Genomic DNA, 14,358 nt, shown 5'->3' on the forward strand with positions numbered 1-14,358 from the left:
CGCCAAGAGGCCACGCAGGAGATCCGCAACCGACCAACCCGCGACGGATACCGCAGGGATTCCCTCTTCCTCGTACACCTTCACCAGATCGGCGTGCCTCCAGGACAATTCCTCGGCCACCAGTGCATCAGGGTTGAAAGACATGGCGCGGTCGAGTGATCCGCGCAGAAGTGAGTGCGGATCGTCCTCGCCGCGAAGCCTGGTCGCGAGGTCCGCCGGCGCCTTCTGCATGACGAACATCCAAGGTTTGCCGTCGGGAAAGACTCCACCGAAGCCTGCCACGTTGAACGGTAGGTGGCTACTGAGAAAATCGGTCTCCACGTCGACGTGTTGATCGTCGCCCAGATGAATGAAGTGGCCGGAGGCAATCTCCTCGCCCATTGCCGGCTCAGCCCATGTGTTGTTCCACAGATCGGTCATCCGACTGCCTTCGGGAAAATCGAGAACCTCGAAGAGAAAACCCATGTCTCTACAACTCCCCGTCGAAGTGGGTGGTTACTCCACCGGTCAGTCGAGAAACCGTCTGCGCCGAGGTCGCGAGGACGACTCGGCTTGTCTCGAAGGTCATCTCGTCGCGTTCGGTGTCCTCCGATTCGGGATCCTCGGCGAGTGAGAAGTCGAGTTCCACCTCTCGATCGGTGCTGGAACAGACCGAGATCATCAGCCCGAGTCGTTCGTCGGTGAACGCCGGAAGCGATTTCTCGGGATGGAAGTCTGCGGCCGCGTGAAAGAAGAACGCCGCCAGCCGTTCGACGAATCCGTCGTCCGTATGTCGGCTGAGATACTGATTGAAGCGGTCGGGGCTGAGCAGCCCGACGTCGAAAACGAGTGTGGGTACGTCGGATTCGAAGACAGTGGCGGGAACCGCATGACTGCGAAGGAAGACTGCGGCGCCGCCGTATCCCGGCAACCTGAACCCATCACGCATCTGGTGTACTCCCGTCGCAGTGGTGTCCTGTCCACGCTAGGCCATTGCTCGGCCGCGTGCTGCCTACTCGAGTAGGCAGCTTGATGGAAGAATCACCGCCTATGACTGCTGTCCTGTACCCGCCCGTCGAACCGTACGAGTCCGGTCTGTTGGAAGTGGCGGATGGTCAGAGTCTGTACTGGGAGACAGTCGGCAATCCTGCGGGCATTCCGGTTCTCTACCTCCACGGCGGTCCCGGTTCGGGATGCACTGTCGGCGCCAGGCGTTTCTTCGATCCCGAAGTCTTTCGCGCAGTTCTGTTCGATCAGCGAGGCTGTGGGCGCAGTCTTCCGCTAGCGAGCAGTCCGGACGTCGATCTGACCGTGAACACCACGGCGCACATTGTGGAAGACATCGAGCGTCTTCGTGGGCATCTCGGTATCGAGCGATGGATCGTGACGGGACTTTCCTGGGGCGTGAGTTTGGGTCTGGTGTACGCGCAGGCGTTTCCCGCGCGGGTGCAAGCGATGGCCCTGGGCGCGATCACCGGCGGGACGAGGGTCGAAATCGAGTGGATCACCCGTGCCATGGGCCGGGTATTTCCGCGTGAATGGGAAGAGTTCGTGGCGCCGTTGCCGGTGGACGAGCGTGACGGAAACCTCCCCGCGGCGTACGCGCGACTGCTTGCCGATCCGGATCCTGTTGTGCGCGAGAATGCCGCGTTGCAGTGGTGCCGTTGGGAAGACGTGCACGTGTCGCTGATGCCGGGGTGGACTCCGAGTGTTCGATACCAGAATCCGGACTTCCGCCGGGTGATGACCAGGCTGGTCACGCATTACTGGGGTAACGACTGCTTCCTGGCGCCGAATCAGATATTGGACGGAATGGACCGTCTCGCTGAGATTCCCGCGATTCTCGTGCACGGACGGTATGACATTTCCGGTCCACTGGATACTGCCTGGGCGATCCACCAGCGGTGGCCGGGTAGTCAGTTGGTGGTGCTCGACGACGCCGGGCATGGCGGTGGCGGATTCAACGAGGCAATCGTGGAAGCTCTGAATTCACTGGCTCATTCGATCTGATCGAGTGCCCCGGCGCGGGCCGCGGCGAGCGCGCCGGCAGCAGCACGATCGGCAACCGACTGGTCGACGGGTAGATCGGCGACCAGCAGGCGATAGTAGATGGGTGCGGCGACGGCCGCCAGAAGATCAGCGGCCGAGACCTTCTCGGAGATCTCCCCGCGCTCGACTGCTCGGCGAACGACGATGTCTGCCAGTTCGTAACGTGCGGAATAGAACTCGCGCTTGAGTCTCGCGACCTCGGGCGTGCGGACCGCGTCGGAGAACAGTGCAGCCACCAACGCGCCGCCCGACTCGCTGGTCACCAGTGCGACTATCGATCTGGCCATCTCGCGCAGGTCGGATTCGATGGAACCGGTATCCGGGATGGGGACGGTGGTTGCCGATACCTCGATCGCCGCGTCGGCCACCAACTGGGACAGCGTGCTCCACCGCCGGTAGATCGTGGTCTTGTGGACTCCGGAGCGGGCGGCTATGTCCTCGATAGTCATCGCCGCGAATCCGCGTTCGGACAATTCGGCCGCCGTGGCTGCCAGGACGGCCTCGCGCACCCTGGCACTACGCCCTCCGGGCCGTTGTGGTGTCGAAGTCATGAGCCAACCTTATCGCAACAAGGTGTTGTGTTAGCTGGAGGCACGTGGTTCACTGAGCTAATGCAACTGATCGTTGCATTAGAGATGAATTGAGGGGTGTTTTCCCATGTCATACGAATTTCCTGTCGATCACCGAGGCCTCTTCGAAGAGCGCACAGGACAGTTTCTGAGCTTCGGGCTCCCCGTCTCGGATCTCGAGGAACTGCGCGCGTCCATCCACTCGACCTGGGCCGACGCGCCGGGTGGTTGGTCGTACGAGTGGTCGGCGTTGGCAGCAAAGTACTCCGCGGCCGGCAATCATTCACTCGCGGCGATGATCTACGGAATCGCCAAGTTCCCCGTCCTGGCCAACGATTCGCGGCGCCGGGCCCTGCAGAATCAGGTGGACGAATACGTCAAGGCAGCACCGGGATTCGGGCTCGAGTTCGAGCGTCGAATCCTGTCCCTGCCCTACCGAAACGGCGAGATCGAGCTACCGGTACACATTCTCTCCGTGGACGGAAGGTACGAAGACGCACCCGCCCTGTTGCTCAGCGGCGGCGTCGACGGCTGGAAGATGGACATGCATCCGTTGGTCAGTGCGTTCGCGAAGAACGCCGGAGTGACTGTTGTCGCTTTCGACCAGCCGGGAACTGGTGAATCACCGGTTCCTCTCGACGCCTTCGGTGACGAGGTGATCGACGGACTGGTGGCGACGGCTCGCGCCCTCGGCAATGGCCAGGTGGCACACCTGGGAGTCTCCTTCGGTGGCAACTTCGCCGTGCGGTCGGGGTTGACCGGCGCCGTCGATGCGGTGATCAACATCGGCGCCCCGGTCAAGGGCGCGTTCGAGACCGCGAACGCGGAGCGCCTGGTCTACGGCATGGGTGACATCGTCGGAAACGCACTGGGTTTCGATGCCCCGGCAACCAAAGAGGCGCTGGTACAGGGTCTGCGTGCTTTCGATCGCAGTGTCTTGATGACCGCCGACGACGGCCGGACCCCGATGCTTGTGGTCAACGGGGCCGACGACGTTCACATCCCGCTCTCGGACACCACTCTCTTCGAGGAGCGCCCGAACACGCAGGTACACGTCATCCCGGATGCGGGGCACTGCGCAGTGACCAAGCTGCCCGAGTTGACGCCGATGATGATCGACTGGCTACGAGATGCCCTGTCAGGAACCGCTCCACGAACCGGTAGATGATCCGCCGCCGAAGCTGGCAAAACGATACGTCGCAAGAACGGCCTTGTGATCGGTCGGCCACGGCGTCGGTGAAGCGATGAAGTTGTCCTGGGAGTCCTCCTCCACTCTTTTGTTGTGCACGATCGTCTTTCGCGGGCCGATGATCCCGACAGATCCCAACTTCAGGTCGGAAGCGCGATCGGCGAAGATGTAGTCGATCCGATCGCGTTCGTCTGCCTCGGGTGCCCAGGTGAGCTGTGAGGTGTCGACGTCGGGATTGTCGGACGGCCAGGTGAAGCCCGGGTGTGTGGCCGGGTTCGGGTACTTACTGCGGTAAGCGTCGACGAATCCGGCTTGGTCGAGCAGGCGGGTGGATTCCCAAGGAACGACTACACCGTTGTGGTCGAACAGATTTCGCGTGCCGTCGGTCCAATCCAGGGCCGACGGTTCGTTGAAATCGCCACCGAGGATGACGGATCTGCCCTTGGCCCGTTCTTTTGCCGCATCGTCGACGAACGTCGAAATTGCCTTGGGTCGTCCCGAATTGATGTTCACGCGCTGAACCGTCTCGGGGTCCGTGACCGGACCGGACGGCATCTTGTTCCAGCCGAACTCGGAGAACTCTCCGGGCTTGGGAACACCCGCGCCGTATCCGCGCGGTAGATACGTCGCGTAGGACGTGTAGGCCAGATGTGCCGAGTAAGCAGCGATTTGTTTGCCGTCGACCGTCACGACTGCCTTGATCATCGAGTTCAGGTCGGCTGTTTCCTCGATCGGAAACTTGGAGAGAATCCCCACGTCGGAGGACGCTGCTCCGTAGAAGGTGGTTCCTGATTTGGTCAGCATGTCGGCCAATGTAGTTGTCGCAGTGCCGGCTTCCGACAGGAGAACTATCGACGCCTGTGTCGAGATGATCATGTCGGCGATCAGCTGCAGGCCACCGTTGATCTTGGTTCCGCCGTGCCAGGTGTTGAGGGAGAGCACTTTGATCTCCTGCGCGGGGCTCGCCCCCGCGACGGAGGTATTGGCACCCAATGTAAATGCGCTCGCGGTGACTGTGCCCGCGGCTACCGCCATCGCCTTGACCATCTGGCGGCGCGTCAATCCATTCATCAAATCCCGGCTCTCGTTGTCGTGTGCTCGAACCCCCGGAAGATGATTACCATCGCTACCTAAACGGACAGTTAACCAATTGTAAAATGGCAGATTTCCACAGAACGCCGTGCGGGCAATAGTCTTCTGATCGTGGTACTCAGTGAGCGTTTCCCCGGTAACAAGACCTTCGCGAAGGTTCGTGTCCTGCCGCCGGTGGTGAAGCTGCTCCTCCTCTCGATGGTGCTGTTCAACATCGGGTTCTATCTGGTTGTCCCCTTTCTGGCGGTGCACCTTTCGGAGGACCTCGGATTTGCGGCCTGGATTGTCGGCCTCGTCCTCGGATTGCGGATGTTCAGTCAGCAGGGCATGTTCTTCATCGGTGGAAGCCTCGCCGACAGGTTCGGCAAGCGTCCGATCATCCTGCTGGGCATAGCCGTTCGTGTAGTCGGTTTTCTGATGCTCGGTCTGGCAGAAAGCATGAGCGCCGTGATCGTCGGCGTGCTCCTGGTCGGCTTTGCTGCCGCGCTCTTCGCGCCCGCAGTGGAGTCGGCCAACGCGGAGTACGGACGCGAACTCGAGTCCGCCGGAGTTATGCGTCGTACCGATTTGTTTGCAGTGGAACAGATGTGCAGCCGCCTGGGAACAGTGATCGGTCCGGCGCTGGGAGCTGCTCTCCTGATGTTTCCGTTCTCGTGGACGGCGTCGAGCGCCGCGTTGCTCTTCGCGATCATGTGGGTCGGGTTCTTCATCTGGTTCCCCCGACCGGGCGATGCCCACGACGGCCCGGTGTCGACCTATACGCTGCGCGACGTCTGGCGAAGTGTCCTGACCAACAACAACTTTCTGCTCTTCGCGACGCTCTGCAGTTTTCAGCTGGTTGCGTACAGCCAGCTGTACCTGATGCTTCCGGAACAGCTCGAGCGCGGAATCGGTTCGCAGTCGGCGCTGGGATGGTTCTACGTGGGCGCGGCGGTGTTGGTGATCGTCGGGCAGGGACCGACGGTCGCGGTTGCCCACCGCATCGGGCATCGGCGCGCGATCACCTTCGGGCTTGTGCTCATTTCGGTGTCGTTCCTGGTTCCGCTGGTCACCGGCGTCGACTCCGCAGCTTCGGCGTCGACGCAGATAGTCGGTCTGGCGGTGTGGATCGGGCTGCTGCACCTGGGACAGATGTTGATGGTGCCGCCGATGCGAGACACCATCGCGATCCTCGGTCGTGAAAGCAACCTCGGAGCGCACTTCGGCATGCTCAACACGATCGGCGGTCTGCTCGCGCTCCTGGGAACCGTGGGAGTCGGATTCGTGTACGACCTCGTCGACAACGGCCACGCAGCGCCGGCGTCACCATGGGTGATCGTTGCGCTCTGCGTGGCCGTGTCGGCTGTGGTGTTGTGGGTGTGGTCAGGCCGAACGAAAGTTATCGACCCGCGATCGTCTGATTGATCTTTGCGACGAAATCTTCCAGCACAAACGGAATGGTGAGTGGGTTCGGCATGGACACCGCGTCACTGACGATGGGGTCCAAGCTGATCAGGCCTCCGGTCTCGACCACGTTCAGATTGGTGAACGCCGGCTGCGACTCCATCTCGGCGCGAGCCTTCTCGTAGTTGTCGAAGAGCAGGTAGTCGCACTCGAGGAGGTCGTAGTTCTCGGCGGAGATCTCGTAGTTCAGCTTGCCCGCGAACCGATCCTTCAGTGCGGCAGGCGCCGTGAATCCCAATTGCGTGAGCAGCTGAGCCCGCGCTGCCTCGGGGCTGAACGCTCGCAGATTTCCGTCGCTCCAGCGAATGACGAGAGCTGCTGTCTTGCCTTCGAACTGGGGGTTCTCCGCGCGGGTGCGAACGATGAGGTCTTCGACTTCCTGGACCTCCTTCTTTGCCTGCGCGGGAACGCCCACAGCCGTACCGATACGGGTCGTGACTTCCTGCCAGGGCAGAACCCAATCCGTCTGATCGGCGGCGTGCAGCACCGTCGGCGCGATGGCGCTGAGCTGCTTGTACAGATCCTCGTCGATCGCGTTGTTGACGGCGATGATCAGGTCAGGCGCTGCAGCCACGATCGTTTCGATGTCGAAATCGGTGGTGGCGTTGGCCAATGGCGTCGGCTCGGCGCCCTGGACTGCGGAGTCGGCCCAGACGCCGATTCCGTCGTCGGTCGATCCCTTCCACACCGGGACCAGGACGGGCGTCAGCCCGAGGGAAAGCAAAACGTCCGCGTCGCCGATACCGACCGCTGCGATGCGGCTGGGTGCCTGCTCGATGGTGGTGGAGCCGAACTTGTGGTCGATCGTCACCGGGAAGGCGTTGGCCTCGGCGTGAGCACCTTCGGTGCCGGGAGTGGATTCGTCCTTCGCGCTGTCGCCACAGGCAGCAAGGGCGAAACCGGCTGCTGTTGCGAAAGTGACGGACAGCATGGCACGGCGGCTCAACATAGGGTTCACGGCAACCTCGGGTTTCATGGTTATGGGACCCTAACCATAGTGGAGTTGCTGTGTCGGCAGTGTTTGTTAACCTCCGCCCATGACGGCGGTTCTCGACTACACATCAGCAGGACCGTTCACCCGCATCGACGGGGTGGACATGCTCGCCCTCGAGTCGCTCTCCACCGACCCCGTGAAAATATGCCGGGTAGTGCCGTACCTGGTGGTCCAACCCACCGATGCTCAGTCGCTGAATCTGCCTGCCGACCGATTCGACGAAAACCAGATCTGGCCGGCAAGCGTTCTGCTCCAACGCCTGCTTGCGCTCGATCCGGCACCGGTGACCTCCGCCCGTGAACCCGACAAGCGGCTCGTCGGAACCTGTCGGCACTTTGCAGTTTTGAGTTGTGCGTTTCTGCGCTACCGCGGTTTTGCCGCCCGGGTCCGTTGTGGTTTCGCCACCTACTTTCAACCGGGACAGGGCGTGGACCACTGGATCACCGAGTACTGGGACGACGCGGGCAAGCGGTGGATCCGCATCGATTCCGAGATCCTCGGACAGAGCGTCCTTCCTCACGCCCATGATCTGCAGCCGGGAGAATTCCTCAGTGGTGGTGAGGCGTGGCTGGCATATCGACGCGGCGAGATCGACGCGTCCCAGTTCGGGGTGTACGGCACCGAGAACTGGGGGCCGGCCGAGATCCGAGGCAACGCTGTGAAGGATCTCGCCGCGATGAACAAGATCGAAACTCTGCCGTGGGACGAGTGGGGTCGAATGACGGACGCCTACGACGGAAAGACCGGCGCCGACTACGACCTACTGTTGGACGATGTCGCCGCGGTGTGCGCCGCCGACGATCCCGTTGCCGTGCGAGCACTGTACGAGCACGATGACTTGCGCGTGCCGGACAAGCTGATTCGTTTCTGAGATGCTGGTGCGATGAATCCGGAGCATCGCCAACTCGATTACGGACTTCGATTCGACTGGGGGTTGCGCGGCGCCGAAGCGATTGCTGCCGGCGTCGATGTGGCAGTGGTGGTAGACGTTCTCTCGTTCACGACGACGCTGAGCGTTGCCGCCGACGCGGGAATCGACGTACTTCCCTTTTCCTGGAACGACGAGCGCGCGTTCGATTACGCGCGTGATGCCGATGCGGTCCTGGCGGTGAGGCGAAGCGTAGCCGCGGAGGGTAAGATCAGTCTGTCTCCCAAGACGATTCGCGAAGCCGAGGTGCCGAGTCGGCTGGTGCTGCCGTCGCCGAACGGGTCGACTATCGCGTTTGCGTTGGCATCTCAGGTTGCGGTGTGTGTCGGCGCTTCGTTGAGGAACGCTTCCGCCGTCGCTGATTGGATTGTGCACGAACATGGTTCGAGATCGAGGGTTGCGATAGTCGCGTCCGGTGAAAAGTGGCCCGGTGGAGAGTTGCGTCCGGCGGTGGAGGATCTGTGGGGCGCCGGTGCGGTTGTCACGGCGTTGACCGTGACTGGTTGGGAAGGGTCCCCATCGCCCGAGGCGCAGATGGCGGCGACTGCCTGGACGGCGGTGTCGGATTCGTACGAGGAACGGTTACGGGACTGCGCCTCAGGGCGCGAGTTGATCGTCATGGGGTTTCCACACGATGTCGCCATCGCCTCGGAACTCGACGACAGCGACACCGTACCTGTTCTCGAAGATCGTGTGTTTCGAGGTCAGCGCACCGGGCGTCGGTTGAACAAACTCCGTGCCCAGAGGTAGGAGAGGAAGGTGATTGCGACGCACCATCCGATCGCGAGTATCGCGTTGTTTCCGATGGCTTCGCCGAGAAGAAGTCCTCGAAGAGTCTCGATGATCGGAGTGAACGGCTGATACTCGGCGAACCATCGCAACACGGTCGGCATCGAGTCGGTGGGGACAAAGCCGCTTCCCAGGAACGGCAAGAGGATCAACACCATTGGAAGGTTGCTGGCCGTCTCGACACTCTTGCTGACGAGGCCGAAGGCGACCGACAACCAGATCATGGCGATGGAGACCAGGACGAGGAGTGCAAACGTCGCGGCCCACTCCACGAAGCCTGCAGTGGGCCGGAAGCCGACGGCTATCGCTACGGCGATGACGACAACGAGGCTCACGATCGTCTGAAGGAGGCTGCCGAGAACGTGACCGGTCAGGACGGACGTGCGCGTGATCGCCATCGTTCGGAATCGTGCAATGATCCCGGCGGTCATATCGGTTGCGACGGAGATAGCAGTACCTTGTGCCGCTGATGCCACGGTCATCAGAATAATCGCCGGTGCAACGTAATTGACATACTCGGCTCGGCCGCCACCGCCGGGGCCGAGGCCGTTCCCGAGCGTTCCGCCGAGCACGTAGACGAACAGCAGTAGGAAAACGACTGGCATTCCGACGAGCATCACCGTCATCGACGGATATCGAAGGATGTGTCGAATGCTGCGACGCAGCATGGTTTTCGAGTCCTGATAGGCAAGCGTCATGGTGGTCATCGCGCGTCGGTCCTTTCGGTGGCGGTCAGAGTCAGGAACACGTCGTCCAGGTCGGGTGTGTGCACGGAGAGTTCCTTGACGTCGATCGAGTGAGCGTCGAGTTGGTCGAGAAGAGAGCGCAGCGAGCGGACACCCCCGTCGCTGGGGACCTGGAGGACATAGGCGGCATCGTCACGTGATGATTCGTCGAAAACAGCTGCAGCAGAATCGAGCTGATCTCGGTCGAAGAAGTGAAGACGAATGTGGCCGCCGGGAATGTGCCGTTTGAGTTCCGCTGCCGTACCTTGGGCGACGATCCGTCCCTGATCGAGGACGGCGATGTGGTCGGCCAGCTGATCGGCTTCCTCGAGGTATTGCGTCGTGAGGAAGATGGTGACACCGCCCTTGACCAACTCCCGGATGATCTGCCACATGGTGCGTCGACTCCGGGGGTCGAGACCGGTGGTGGGTTCGTCCAGGAAGATGATCTCCGGTCGTCCGATCAACGTCATTGCCAGGTCGAGCCGTCGACGCATGCCGCCCGAGTAGGTCGACGCCAGCTTGTCCGCGGAGTCGATCAGATCGAACTTCTTCAGGAGTTCTTCAGTGCGCGTTCGACGTTCGTCCTTGCCGAGATGGTGCAGGTCGGCCATGAGGAGAAGGTTTTCCTCACCGGACAGATAGTCGTCGACTGCTGAGAACTGCCCGGTGACGCCGATGCGCGAACGCACCGCGTCGGGATCGTCGGAAGGGTTGTACCCGGCGATGCGGATGTCGCCGCCGTCTGCGGGAACGAGGGTCGAGAGGATTTCCACGATGGTGGTCTTGCCGGCGCCGTTGGGGCCGAGGAGTGCAAAGACGGTTCCGCGGTCGACGGAGATGTCGATTCCGTCCAGTACCGTCTTGTCGTCGTAGGCCTTCTTCAGGCCCGTCGCGGTGATGGCTGGTTTACGGGACATCAGCGTTCCTTTCGCTAGATCTTCTTGTTGGATTCTTCTCGGGGCTCCGAACGTCGAATGACGATGTCGCCGTAACTGGTGTGTGCCCGGACGTCTACCCGGCGTTCAGTGGAAGCCGGACCGTGCGTGGCATTCATCTGGTTGTCGACGCGGCCGAAGGACGTATGAGCGTCGAATCGCGCGGCGGTTCCGGATCGAACACCGATATGGATTCGTCCGGCGGCCGTCTTGGCGGATACGACTCCACTCTCGATGGCCTCGAAGCGGATGTCGCCGTTGGCGGTTGCGGCGCTCGCATCGGATTCGGCATGCTCGACGGCGACGCTTCCGTTGGCGGTCTTCGCCTTCAGTGCGCCGGTGATCGTGCCGATGTTGATGTCGCCGTTGGAGTTCTTGACCTCCGCGTTGCCGTCGACGCGGCCGATGCGGATGCTTCCGGACCCGGTGCTCGTGTCGATGTCACCGGCCACGTGCTCGACGATGATCGCGCCGGCCCCGGTGCTGACGTTGAGCGGCCCGGTGGTTTCCAGTGTGCAATCGCCCGCGGAAACCTTCACCCGTGATCGTCCGAGAGTGCCTTCGCTACGGAGGTTGGCAACCGCGGCAGTGCCTTCGAGTTCCGAGCCGGAGGGAAGCTGAACGGAGATGTCCACAGATCCTGTCTTCCCGAAGATGCCGAGGCCGCGCTGTTTCGGAGTCTTGATCTGCAGCCGGCCACCTGCGAATTCGACGCGTGTTTGTTCGGCGACTCGAACGTCGACCTCGCGAGACGAGTTGCTGGGCAACACTTCCACGACAGTGTCGTTGCGGCTGCTCGCCGTGATCCGGATGTGTCCGACTGCCACGTCGAAGTTCAAGGTGATGGGGTCAGGTGTGCTGAATGTAGGCATGGTGATACTCCCGATGAGGTTGTCTCGGTTGATGAAAGAGGGTGGTGCGAAAGATGAAGCCGGTGTCAGTGCACCCAGCCGCTGAAGCTTTCGGAACCTTGGGACGTGCGCTGTCTCGGAGTGCTTCTGTTCGCGCCGCCTTCCAGAGCCGTTGCAGCCGAGCGAACCAGCCACGCGTTGACGGAGATCCCGGCTTCCCGGGCCGCCGCCTCGATCCGGTCTTTGAGGTCTTGCCCCAGCCGCAGGTTGATTCGAGTCATCGAGGCGTCGTCGGACTCCGTGACGGGGCGCGGTGCCGGAGTCGGGTCCTCTTCGACGGGGGCTGGAACCGGTTCACTGATGGCTGGTGCCACCACGAATTCGGGTTCGCGTCCCCGCAGGCGCAGGTCCACCGAACCCGGGGCGAGGTCACGCGTGATCTCGGCGGCTGCCGCAGACAATGCGTCGAGAAGGGTGAGTCGCACTGCTGATTCCAGCGGTGCGGTCAAACGATCGGCGAGTGCCTTTGCGTCTTCTCCGCCTGCTTCGGCCGCCACCGCGAGTTCGTGGCGAAGGTTGTCTACGTACGGTGTCAAGTCCATGGCATCACTATGGCACCACTTTGGTGCCACCGCAATAGTTTGGTGGCACATTCGTGTGAATTTGGTGAGAATTGCCAGGTCATCGGGGTGGTTGGCGATTCGGTCCGCGGCAGGCTGGCACACTCGTAAGGGTGAGTCCTGCCGAATCGAACCGCCGACGCCGCATCGTGCTCTGGATTGCCGGGGTGCTCGGCGTCGTGATCGTGGTTGGGGTGGTGGTCGTCGCGATCGCACCATCGCGGTACCTGCCCTGGGACACGGCTGAGTTCCCGGCGGTGGACGCGAGTGCGCTCACGTCTGATCAAGGTCGGGTGCTCGAGCTACTGCAATCCGAGCATGAGCAGGACCGTCCGGGCACCTTCTATTCCGACGGCATCGACGAAGAGTGGTGCGCCGACTTTGTCAGCTGGATCATGAGGGAAGCCGGTCGACCGTTGTCCAACCCGAACTCCGGAAGTTGGCGCATCCCGGGGGTGTACACCTTGCAGGAGTATTACCAAGGGATCGGCGCGTACGCCGAGAACGGTAGCGGGTACACCCCGAACGTGGGTGATGTGGTGATCTACGACAGTTCGAGATGGGTCGGTCAGCACACCAACATCGTTGTGGCAGTGGACGGCAACTCTGCGATCACGGTTGGCGGCAACGAGTTCGGCAAGGTGCGGGTTCATGATCTGGACTGGCAATCCGACTCTGCCGTCGTGGGATTCGGGAAACTTCACCCCTGATCGTTGCTCTTCGGAGACAAGGCGAACCACCGCGCCGACGCACGTGCCTCGTCGCCTGCGTCGATGTGCAGCGTGTTCGTGCCGGTTCGCACGCTCACCTGCTCACCTCTCTTGATGGGCTGGGTGTACTCGAGGATCGCGCGAAAGGGCCCGCTTCGTAATCTGTCGGGCAGCGCATCTTCCACGGGCTGCCAGTAGATTGCGTTGTTCACGTGATCGAAGGGGTCGAAATCGCTCGAGCGCAACGGGAACGGCGTATCCGCTGACGGCGTCGTGTCCGGGGTCGGGTCGATCCACCGACGCCAGTGAAGATGCTGGTCCACGGCCGTCGATGCCAGGGCGGCGGTGAACTTCTCACTGATGGATGCCGGCATTCCCGTCTTCGGGTCGATGTTGATCCAGAACGCCTCGGTTTCGATCAACCCGCCGCCATCGGATCTGATGCGAACTCGCATCGAACACCACTTGTTCGACAGGCCTGAACACCAGCGCTGCAGGTGAACTCGATCCGGCCAGACGACCGGTTCGAGTACATCGATCACCGTTCTTCGTACCATCCACAGCGGGTGTGTATCCATGGCGCCGCGGTCGACGAGATTGTCGAAGCCCGCGTCTTGGAGGTAGCGCGCGATCGCGTCGAGGCGCAGTTGTTTGTCGGTGTGGATGTCACCCGTACGCACCGGCCACGAGGCCTGGAAGATGCTTCCGGTTGTCGGTAGTTCGGCCATCGCTACGTGGTCGTCGACTTTTGTACGGTTCATCGGATGTGGGCTCCCGGTGTTCGCTTGGTTGGGTGGCTTCACGCTTGCGTTACCCGATGGTGGGATCTTGAACCATCGGAGTTCATCGTTTTCTGAATCCAGTTTTCGATGTACTGTCGCACGTATGGATATCGAGGGCGTAGATGTGGTGACCAACGTGGCGGTGCTTGCGAGGTTCGGGCATGCACTGTCCGACGAGACTCGGACACGGATACTGCTCGAACTGAAGACCGCCCCGCGGTATCCGTCCGACCTCGCTGAAACACTGGCTGTGACCAGGCAGAAGCTGTCCAACCATCTGGCTTGCCTGCGCGGTTGCGGCTTGGTGGTGGCCGTCCCGGAAGGGCGCCGGACCAGATACGAACTCGCCGATGTACATATCGGTCGGGCCCTCGACGACCTGCTCGGGGTCGTACTCGCGGTGGATCCGTCGTACTGCCCGGACAGCGAATCAGAGGGGTGCTGCTGATGGTTGCGCCCGTTGACGGTGTCGGGCTCTCGACTGACCGGCGTGCGCTCTTGTCGAGAAGAATTCGCATCTTCGTGGCGATCACGATCAGCTACAACGTCGTCGAAGCGATCATCGCGCTGGCGGAGGGCACACGGGTGTCGTCCGCAGCACTGTTCGGTTTCGGCCTCGATTCGGTGATCGAAGTGTCCTCGGCGGCAGCTGTTGCCTGGCAGTTCTCGGCGCCGGATCCGACGAGCCGTGAGAAGACGG

Annotated in this window: 17 protein-coding genes and 1 pseudogene; 8 read left to right on the forward strand and 10 right to left on the reverse strand. The window is 61.9% G+C overall.

Annotated features, from left to right (window positions below; all coding sequences use genetic code 11):
* Positions 1-465, reverse strand: a 465-nt coding sequence (locus A2J01_RS22165; RefSeq protein ID WP_064113602.1) for a hypothetical protein, incomplete at its 3' end; no start/stop codon positions are given.
* A 4-nt stretch (positions 466-469) separates the two neighbouring features.
* On the reverse strand, positions 470-928 hold the full coding sequence (locus tag A2J01_RS22170; protein WP_003942982.1) for a hypothetical protein: 459 nt from the start codon (positions 926-928) through the stop codon (positions 470-472).
* 101 nt (positions 929-1,029) lie between these two features.
* Here A2J01_RS22170 and pip point away from each other — a divergent pair, with 101 nt between their 5' ends.
* Entirely contained in the window at positions 1,030-1,989 is a 960-nt protein-coding gene (gene pip, locus A2J01_RS22175; RefSeq protein ID WP_064113603.1) for a prolyl aminopeptidase, read from the forward strand.
* On the opposite strand, the gene A2J01_RS22180 is transcribed toward pip, so the two are convergent.
* Positions 1,977-2,579, reverse strand: a complete 603-nt coding sequence (locus A2J01_RS22180; RefSeq protein ID WP_231915873.1) for a TetR/AcrR family transcriptional regulator — start codon at positions 2,577-2,579, stop codon at positions 1,977-1,979. The genes pip and A2J01_RS22180 overlap by 13 nt on opposite strands.
* 106 nt (positions 2,580-2,685) lie before the next feature.
* Here A2J01_RS22180 and A2J01_RS22185 point away from each other — a divergent pair, with 106 nt between their 5' ends.
* Positions 2,686-3,765, forward strand: a complete 1,080-nt coding sequence (locus tag A2J01_RS22185; RefSeq protein WP_064113605.1) for an alpha/beta fold hydrolase — start codon at positions 2,686-2,688, stop codon at positions 3,763-3,765.
* Here the strand turns inward: A2J01_RS22185 and A2J01_RS22190 are convergent.
* The gene (locus A2J01_RS22190; RefSeq protein ID WP_064113606.1) at positions 3,736-4,857 is read right to left on the reverse strand and encodes an endonuclease/exonuclease/phosphatase family protein; all 1,122 of its coding nucleotides are present in this window, start codon (positions 4,855-4,857) and stop codon (positions 3,736-3,738) included. The genes A2J01_RS22185 and A2J01_RS22190 overlap by 30 nt on opposite strands.
* 132 nt (positions 4,858-4,989) lie before the next feature.
* On the opposite strand from A2J01_RS22190, the gene A2J01_RS22195 reads away from it, so the two are divergent.
* On the forward strand, positions 4,990-6,282 hold the full coding sequence (locus tag A2J01_RS22195; RefSeq protein ID WP_050655011.1) for an MFS transporter: 1,293 nt from the start codon (positions 4,990-4,992) through the stop codon (positions 6,280-6,282).
* On the opposite strand, the gene A2J01_RS22200 is transcribed toward A2J01_RS22195, so the two are convergent.
* Complete coding sequence (locus A2J01_RS22200; protein WP_007730352.1) at positions 6,257-7,270, reverse strand: ABC transporter substrate-binding protein; 1,014 nt, start codon at positions 7,268-7,270, stop codon at positions 6,257-6,259. The two genes, A2J01_RS22195 and A2J01_RS22200, sit on opposite strands and share 26 nt — an antisense overlap.
* A gap of 88 nt (positions 7,271-7,358) precedes the next feature.
* Between A2J01_RS22200 and A2J01_RS22205 the strand changes: the two genes are divergently transcribed.
* Together A2J01_RS22205 and A2J01_RS22210 are read left to right on the forward strand one after the other, a co-directional pair.
* On the forward strand, positions 7,359-8,186 hold the full coding sequence (locus A2J01_RS22205) for a transglutaminase domain-containing protein (protein ID WP_064113607.1): 828 nt from the start codon (positions 7,359-7,361) through the stop codon (positions 8,184-8,186).
* 12 nt (positions 8,187-8,198) lie between these two features.
* Complete coding sequence (locus tag A2J01_RS22210) at positions 8,199-8,993, forward strand: 2-phosphosulfolactate phosphatase (protein ID WP_064113608.1); 795 nt, start codon at positions 8,199-8,201, stop codon at positions 8,991-8,993.
* Here the strand turns inward: A2J01_RS22210 and A2J01_RS22215 are convergent.
* From A2J01_RS22215 to A2J01_RS22230, 4 genes are all read right to left on the reverse strand, one after another.
* Positions 8,948-9,739, reverse strand: coding sequence for an ABC transporter permease (locus tag A2J01_RS22215; RefSeq protein WP_054780764.1), 792 nt, complete (start codon positions 9,737-9,739; stop codon positions 8,948-8,950). The genes A2J01_RS22210 and A2J01_RS22215 overlap by 46 nt on opposite strands.
* Positions 9,736-10,677: an ATP-binding cassette domain-containing protein gene (locus A2J01_RS22220; protein WP_064113609.1), complete on the reverse strand. Its 942-nt coding sequence runs from the start codon at positions 10,675-10,677 to the stop codon at positions 9,736-9,738. The genes A2J01_RS22215 and A2J01_RS22220 overlap by 4 nt, the downstream gene beginning before the upstream one ends.
* 14 nt (positions 10,678-10,691) lie before the next feature.
* Positions 10,692-11,567, reverse strand: coding sequence for a DUF4097 family beta strand repeat-containing protein (locus tag A2J01_RS22225; RefSeq protein WP_064113610.1), 876 nt, complete (start codon positions 11,565-11,567; stop codon positions 10,692-10,694).
* Between the two features lie 65 nt (positions 11,568-11,632).
* Complete coding sequence (locus tag A2J01_RS22230; protein ID WP_007730367.1) at positions 11,633-12,148, reverse strand: toxin-antitoxin system HicB family antitoxin; 516 nt, start codon at positions 12,146-12,148, stop codon at positions 11,633-11,635.
* 131 nt (positions 12,149-12,279) lie between these two features.
* Here A2J01_RS22230 and A2J01_RS22235 point away from each other — a divergent pair, with 131 nt between their 5' ends.
* Positions 12,280-12,876, forward strand: coding sequence for a CHAP domain-containing protein (locus tag A2J01_RS22235; RefSeq protein WP_030536161.1), 597 nt, complete (start codon positions 12,280-12,282; stop codon positions 12,874-12,876).
* Here A2J01_RS22235 and A2J01_RS22240 read toward each other — a convergent pair.
* Positions 12,867-13,637 carry an acyl-[acyl-carrier-protein] thioesterase gene (locus A2J01_RS22240; RefSeq protein ID WP_003943026.1) on the reverse strand — a complete coding sequence of 257 codons (771 nt, stop codon included), beginning with the start codon at positions 13,635-13,637 and terminating at the stop codon, positions 12,867-12,869. The genes A2J01_RS22235 and A2J01_RS22240 overlap by 10 nt on opposite strands.
* Before the next feature lie 124 nt (positions 13,638-13,761).
* On the opposite strand from A2J01_RS22240, the gene A2J01_RS22245 reads away from it, so the two are divergent.
* Together A2J01_RS22245 and A2J01_RS22250 are read left to right on the forward strand one after the other, a co-directional pair.
* On the forward strand, positions 13,762-14,106 hold the full coding sequence (locus A2J01_RS22245; RefSeq protein WP_007730375.1) for an ArsR/SmtB family transcription factor: 345 nt from the start codon (positions 13,762-13,764) through the stop codon (positions 14,104-14,106).
* Positions 14,097-14,358 (forward strand): annotated as a pseudogene (locus A2J01_RS22250) (hypothetical protein); the annotation flags it as partial. The gene A2J01_RS22245 and the pseudogene A2J01_RS22250, both read left to right, overlap by 10 nt.

Source organism: Rhodococcus sp. EPR-134 (assembly GCF_001647205.1).
Taxonomy (GTDB): domain Bacteria; phylum Actinomycetota; class Actinomycetes; order Mycobacteriales; family Mycobacteriaceae; genus Rhodococcus_F; species Rhodococcus_F qingshengii.

Bases quoted from the DNA above. Each gene is read 5' to 3' on its own strand.
- A2J01_RS22180 (WP_231915873.1), bottom strand. From the start codon at position 2,579: ATGACTTCGACACCACAACGGCCCGGAGGGCGTAGTGCCAGGGTGCGC.
- A2J01_RS22185 (WP_064113605.1), top strand. From the start codon at position 2,686: ATGTCATACGAATTTCCTGTCGATCACCGAGGCCTCTTCGAAGAGCGC.
- A2J01_RS22205 (WP_064113607.1), top strand. From the start codon at position 7,359: ATGACGGCGGTTCTCGACTACACATCAGCAGGACCGTTCACCCGCATC.
- pip (WP_064113603.1), top strand. From the start codon at position 1,030: ATGACTGCTGTCCTGTACCCGCCCGTCGAACCGTACGAGTCCGGTCTG.
- A2J01_RS22170 (WP_003942982.1), bottom strand. From the start codon at position 928: ATGCGTGATGGGTTCAGGTTGCCGGGATACGGCGGCGCCGCAGTCTTC.
- A2J01_RS22220 (WP_064113609.1), bottom strand. From the start codon at position 10,677: ATGTCCCGTAAACCAGCCATCACCGCGACGGGCCTGAAGAAGGCCTAC.
- A2J01_RS22245 (WP_007730375.1), top strand. From the start codon at position 13,762: ATGGATATCGAGGGCGTAGATGTGGTGACCAACGTGGCGGTGCTTGCG.
- A2J01_RS22225 (WP_064113610.1), bottom strand. From the start codon at position 11,567: ATGCCTACATTCAGCACACCTGACCCCATCACCTTGAACTTCGACGTG.
- A2J01_RS22215 (WP_054780764.1), bottom strand. From the start codon at position 9,739: ATGACCACCATGACGCTTGCCTATCAGGACTCGAAAACCATGCTGCGT.
- A2J01_RS22200 (WP_007730352.1), bottom strand. From the start codon at position 7,270: ATGTTGAGCCGCCGTGCCATGCTGTCCGTCACTTTCGCAACAGCAGCC.
- A2J01_RS22240 (WP_003943026.1), bottom strand. From the start codon at position 13,637: ATGAACCGTACAAAAGTCGACGACCACGTAGCGATGGCCGAACTACCG.
- A2J01_RS22190 (WP_064113606.1), bottom strand. From the start codon at position 4,857: ATGAATGGATTGACGCGCCGCCAGATGGTCAAGGCGATGGCGGTAGCC.
- A2J01_RS22230 (WP_007730367.1), bottom strand. From the start codon at position 12,148: ATGGACTTGACACCGTACGTAGACAACCTTCGCCACGAACTCGCGGTG.
- A2J01_RS22210 (WP_064113608.1), top strand. From the start codon at position 8,199: ATGAATCCGGAGCATCGCCAACTCGATTACGGACTTCGATTCGACTGG.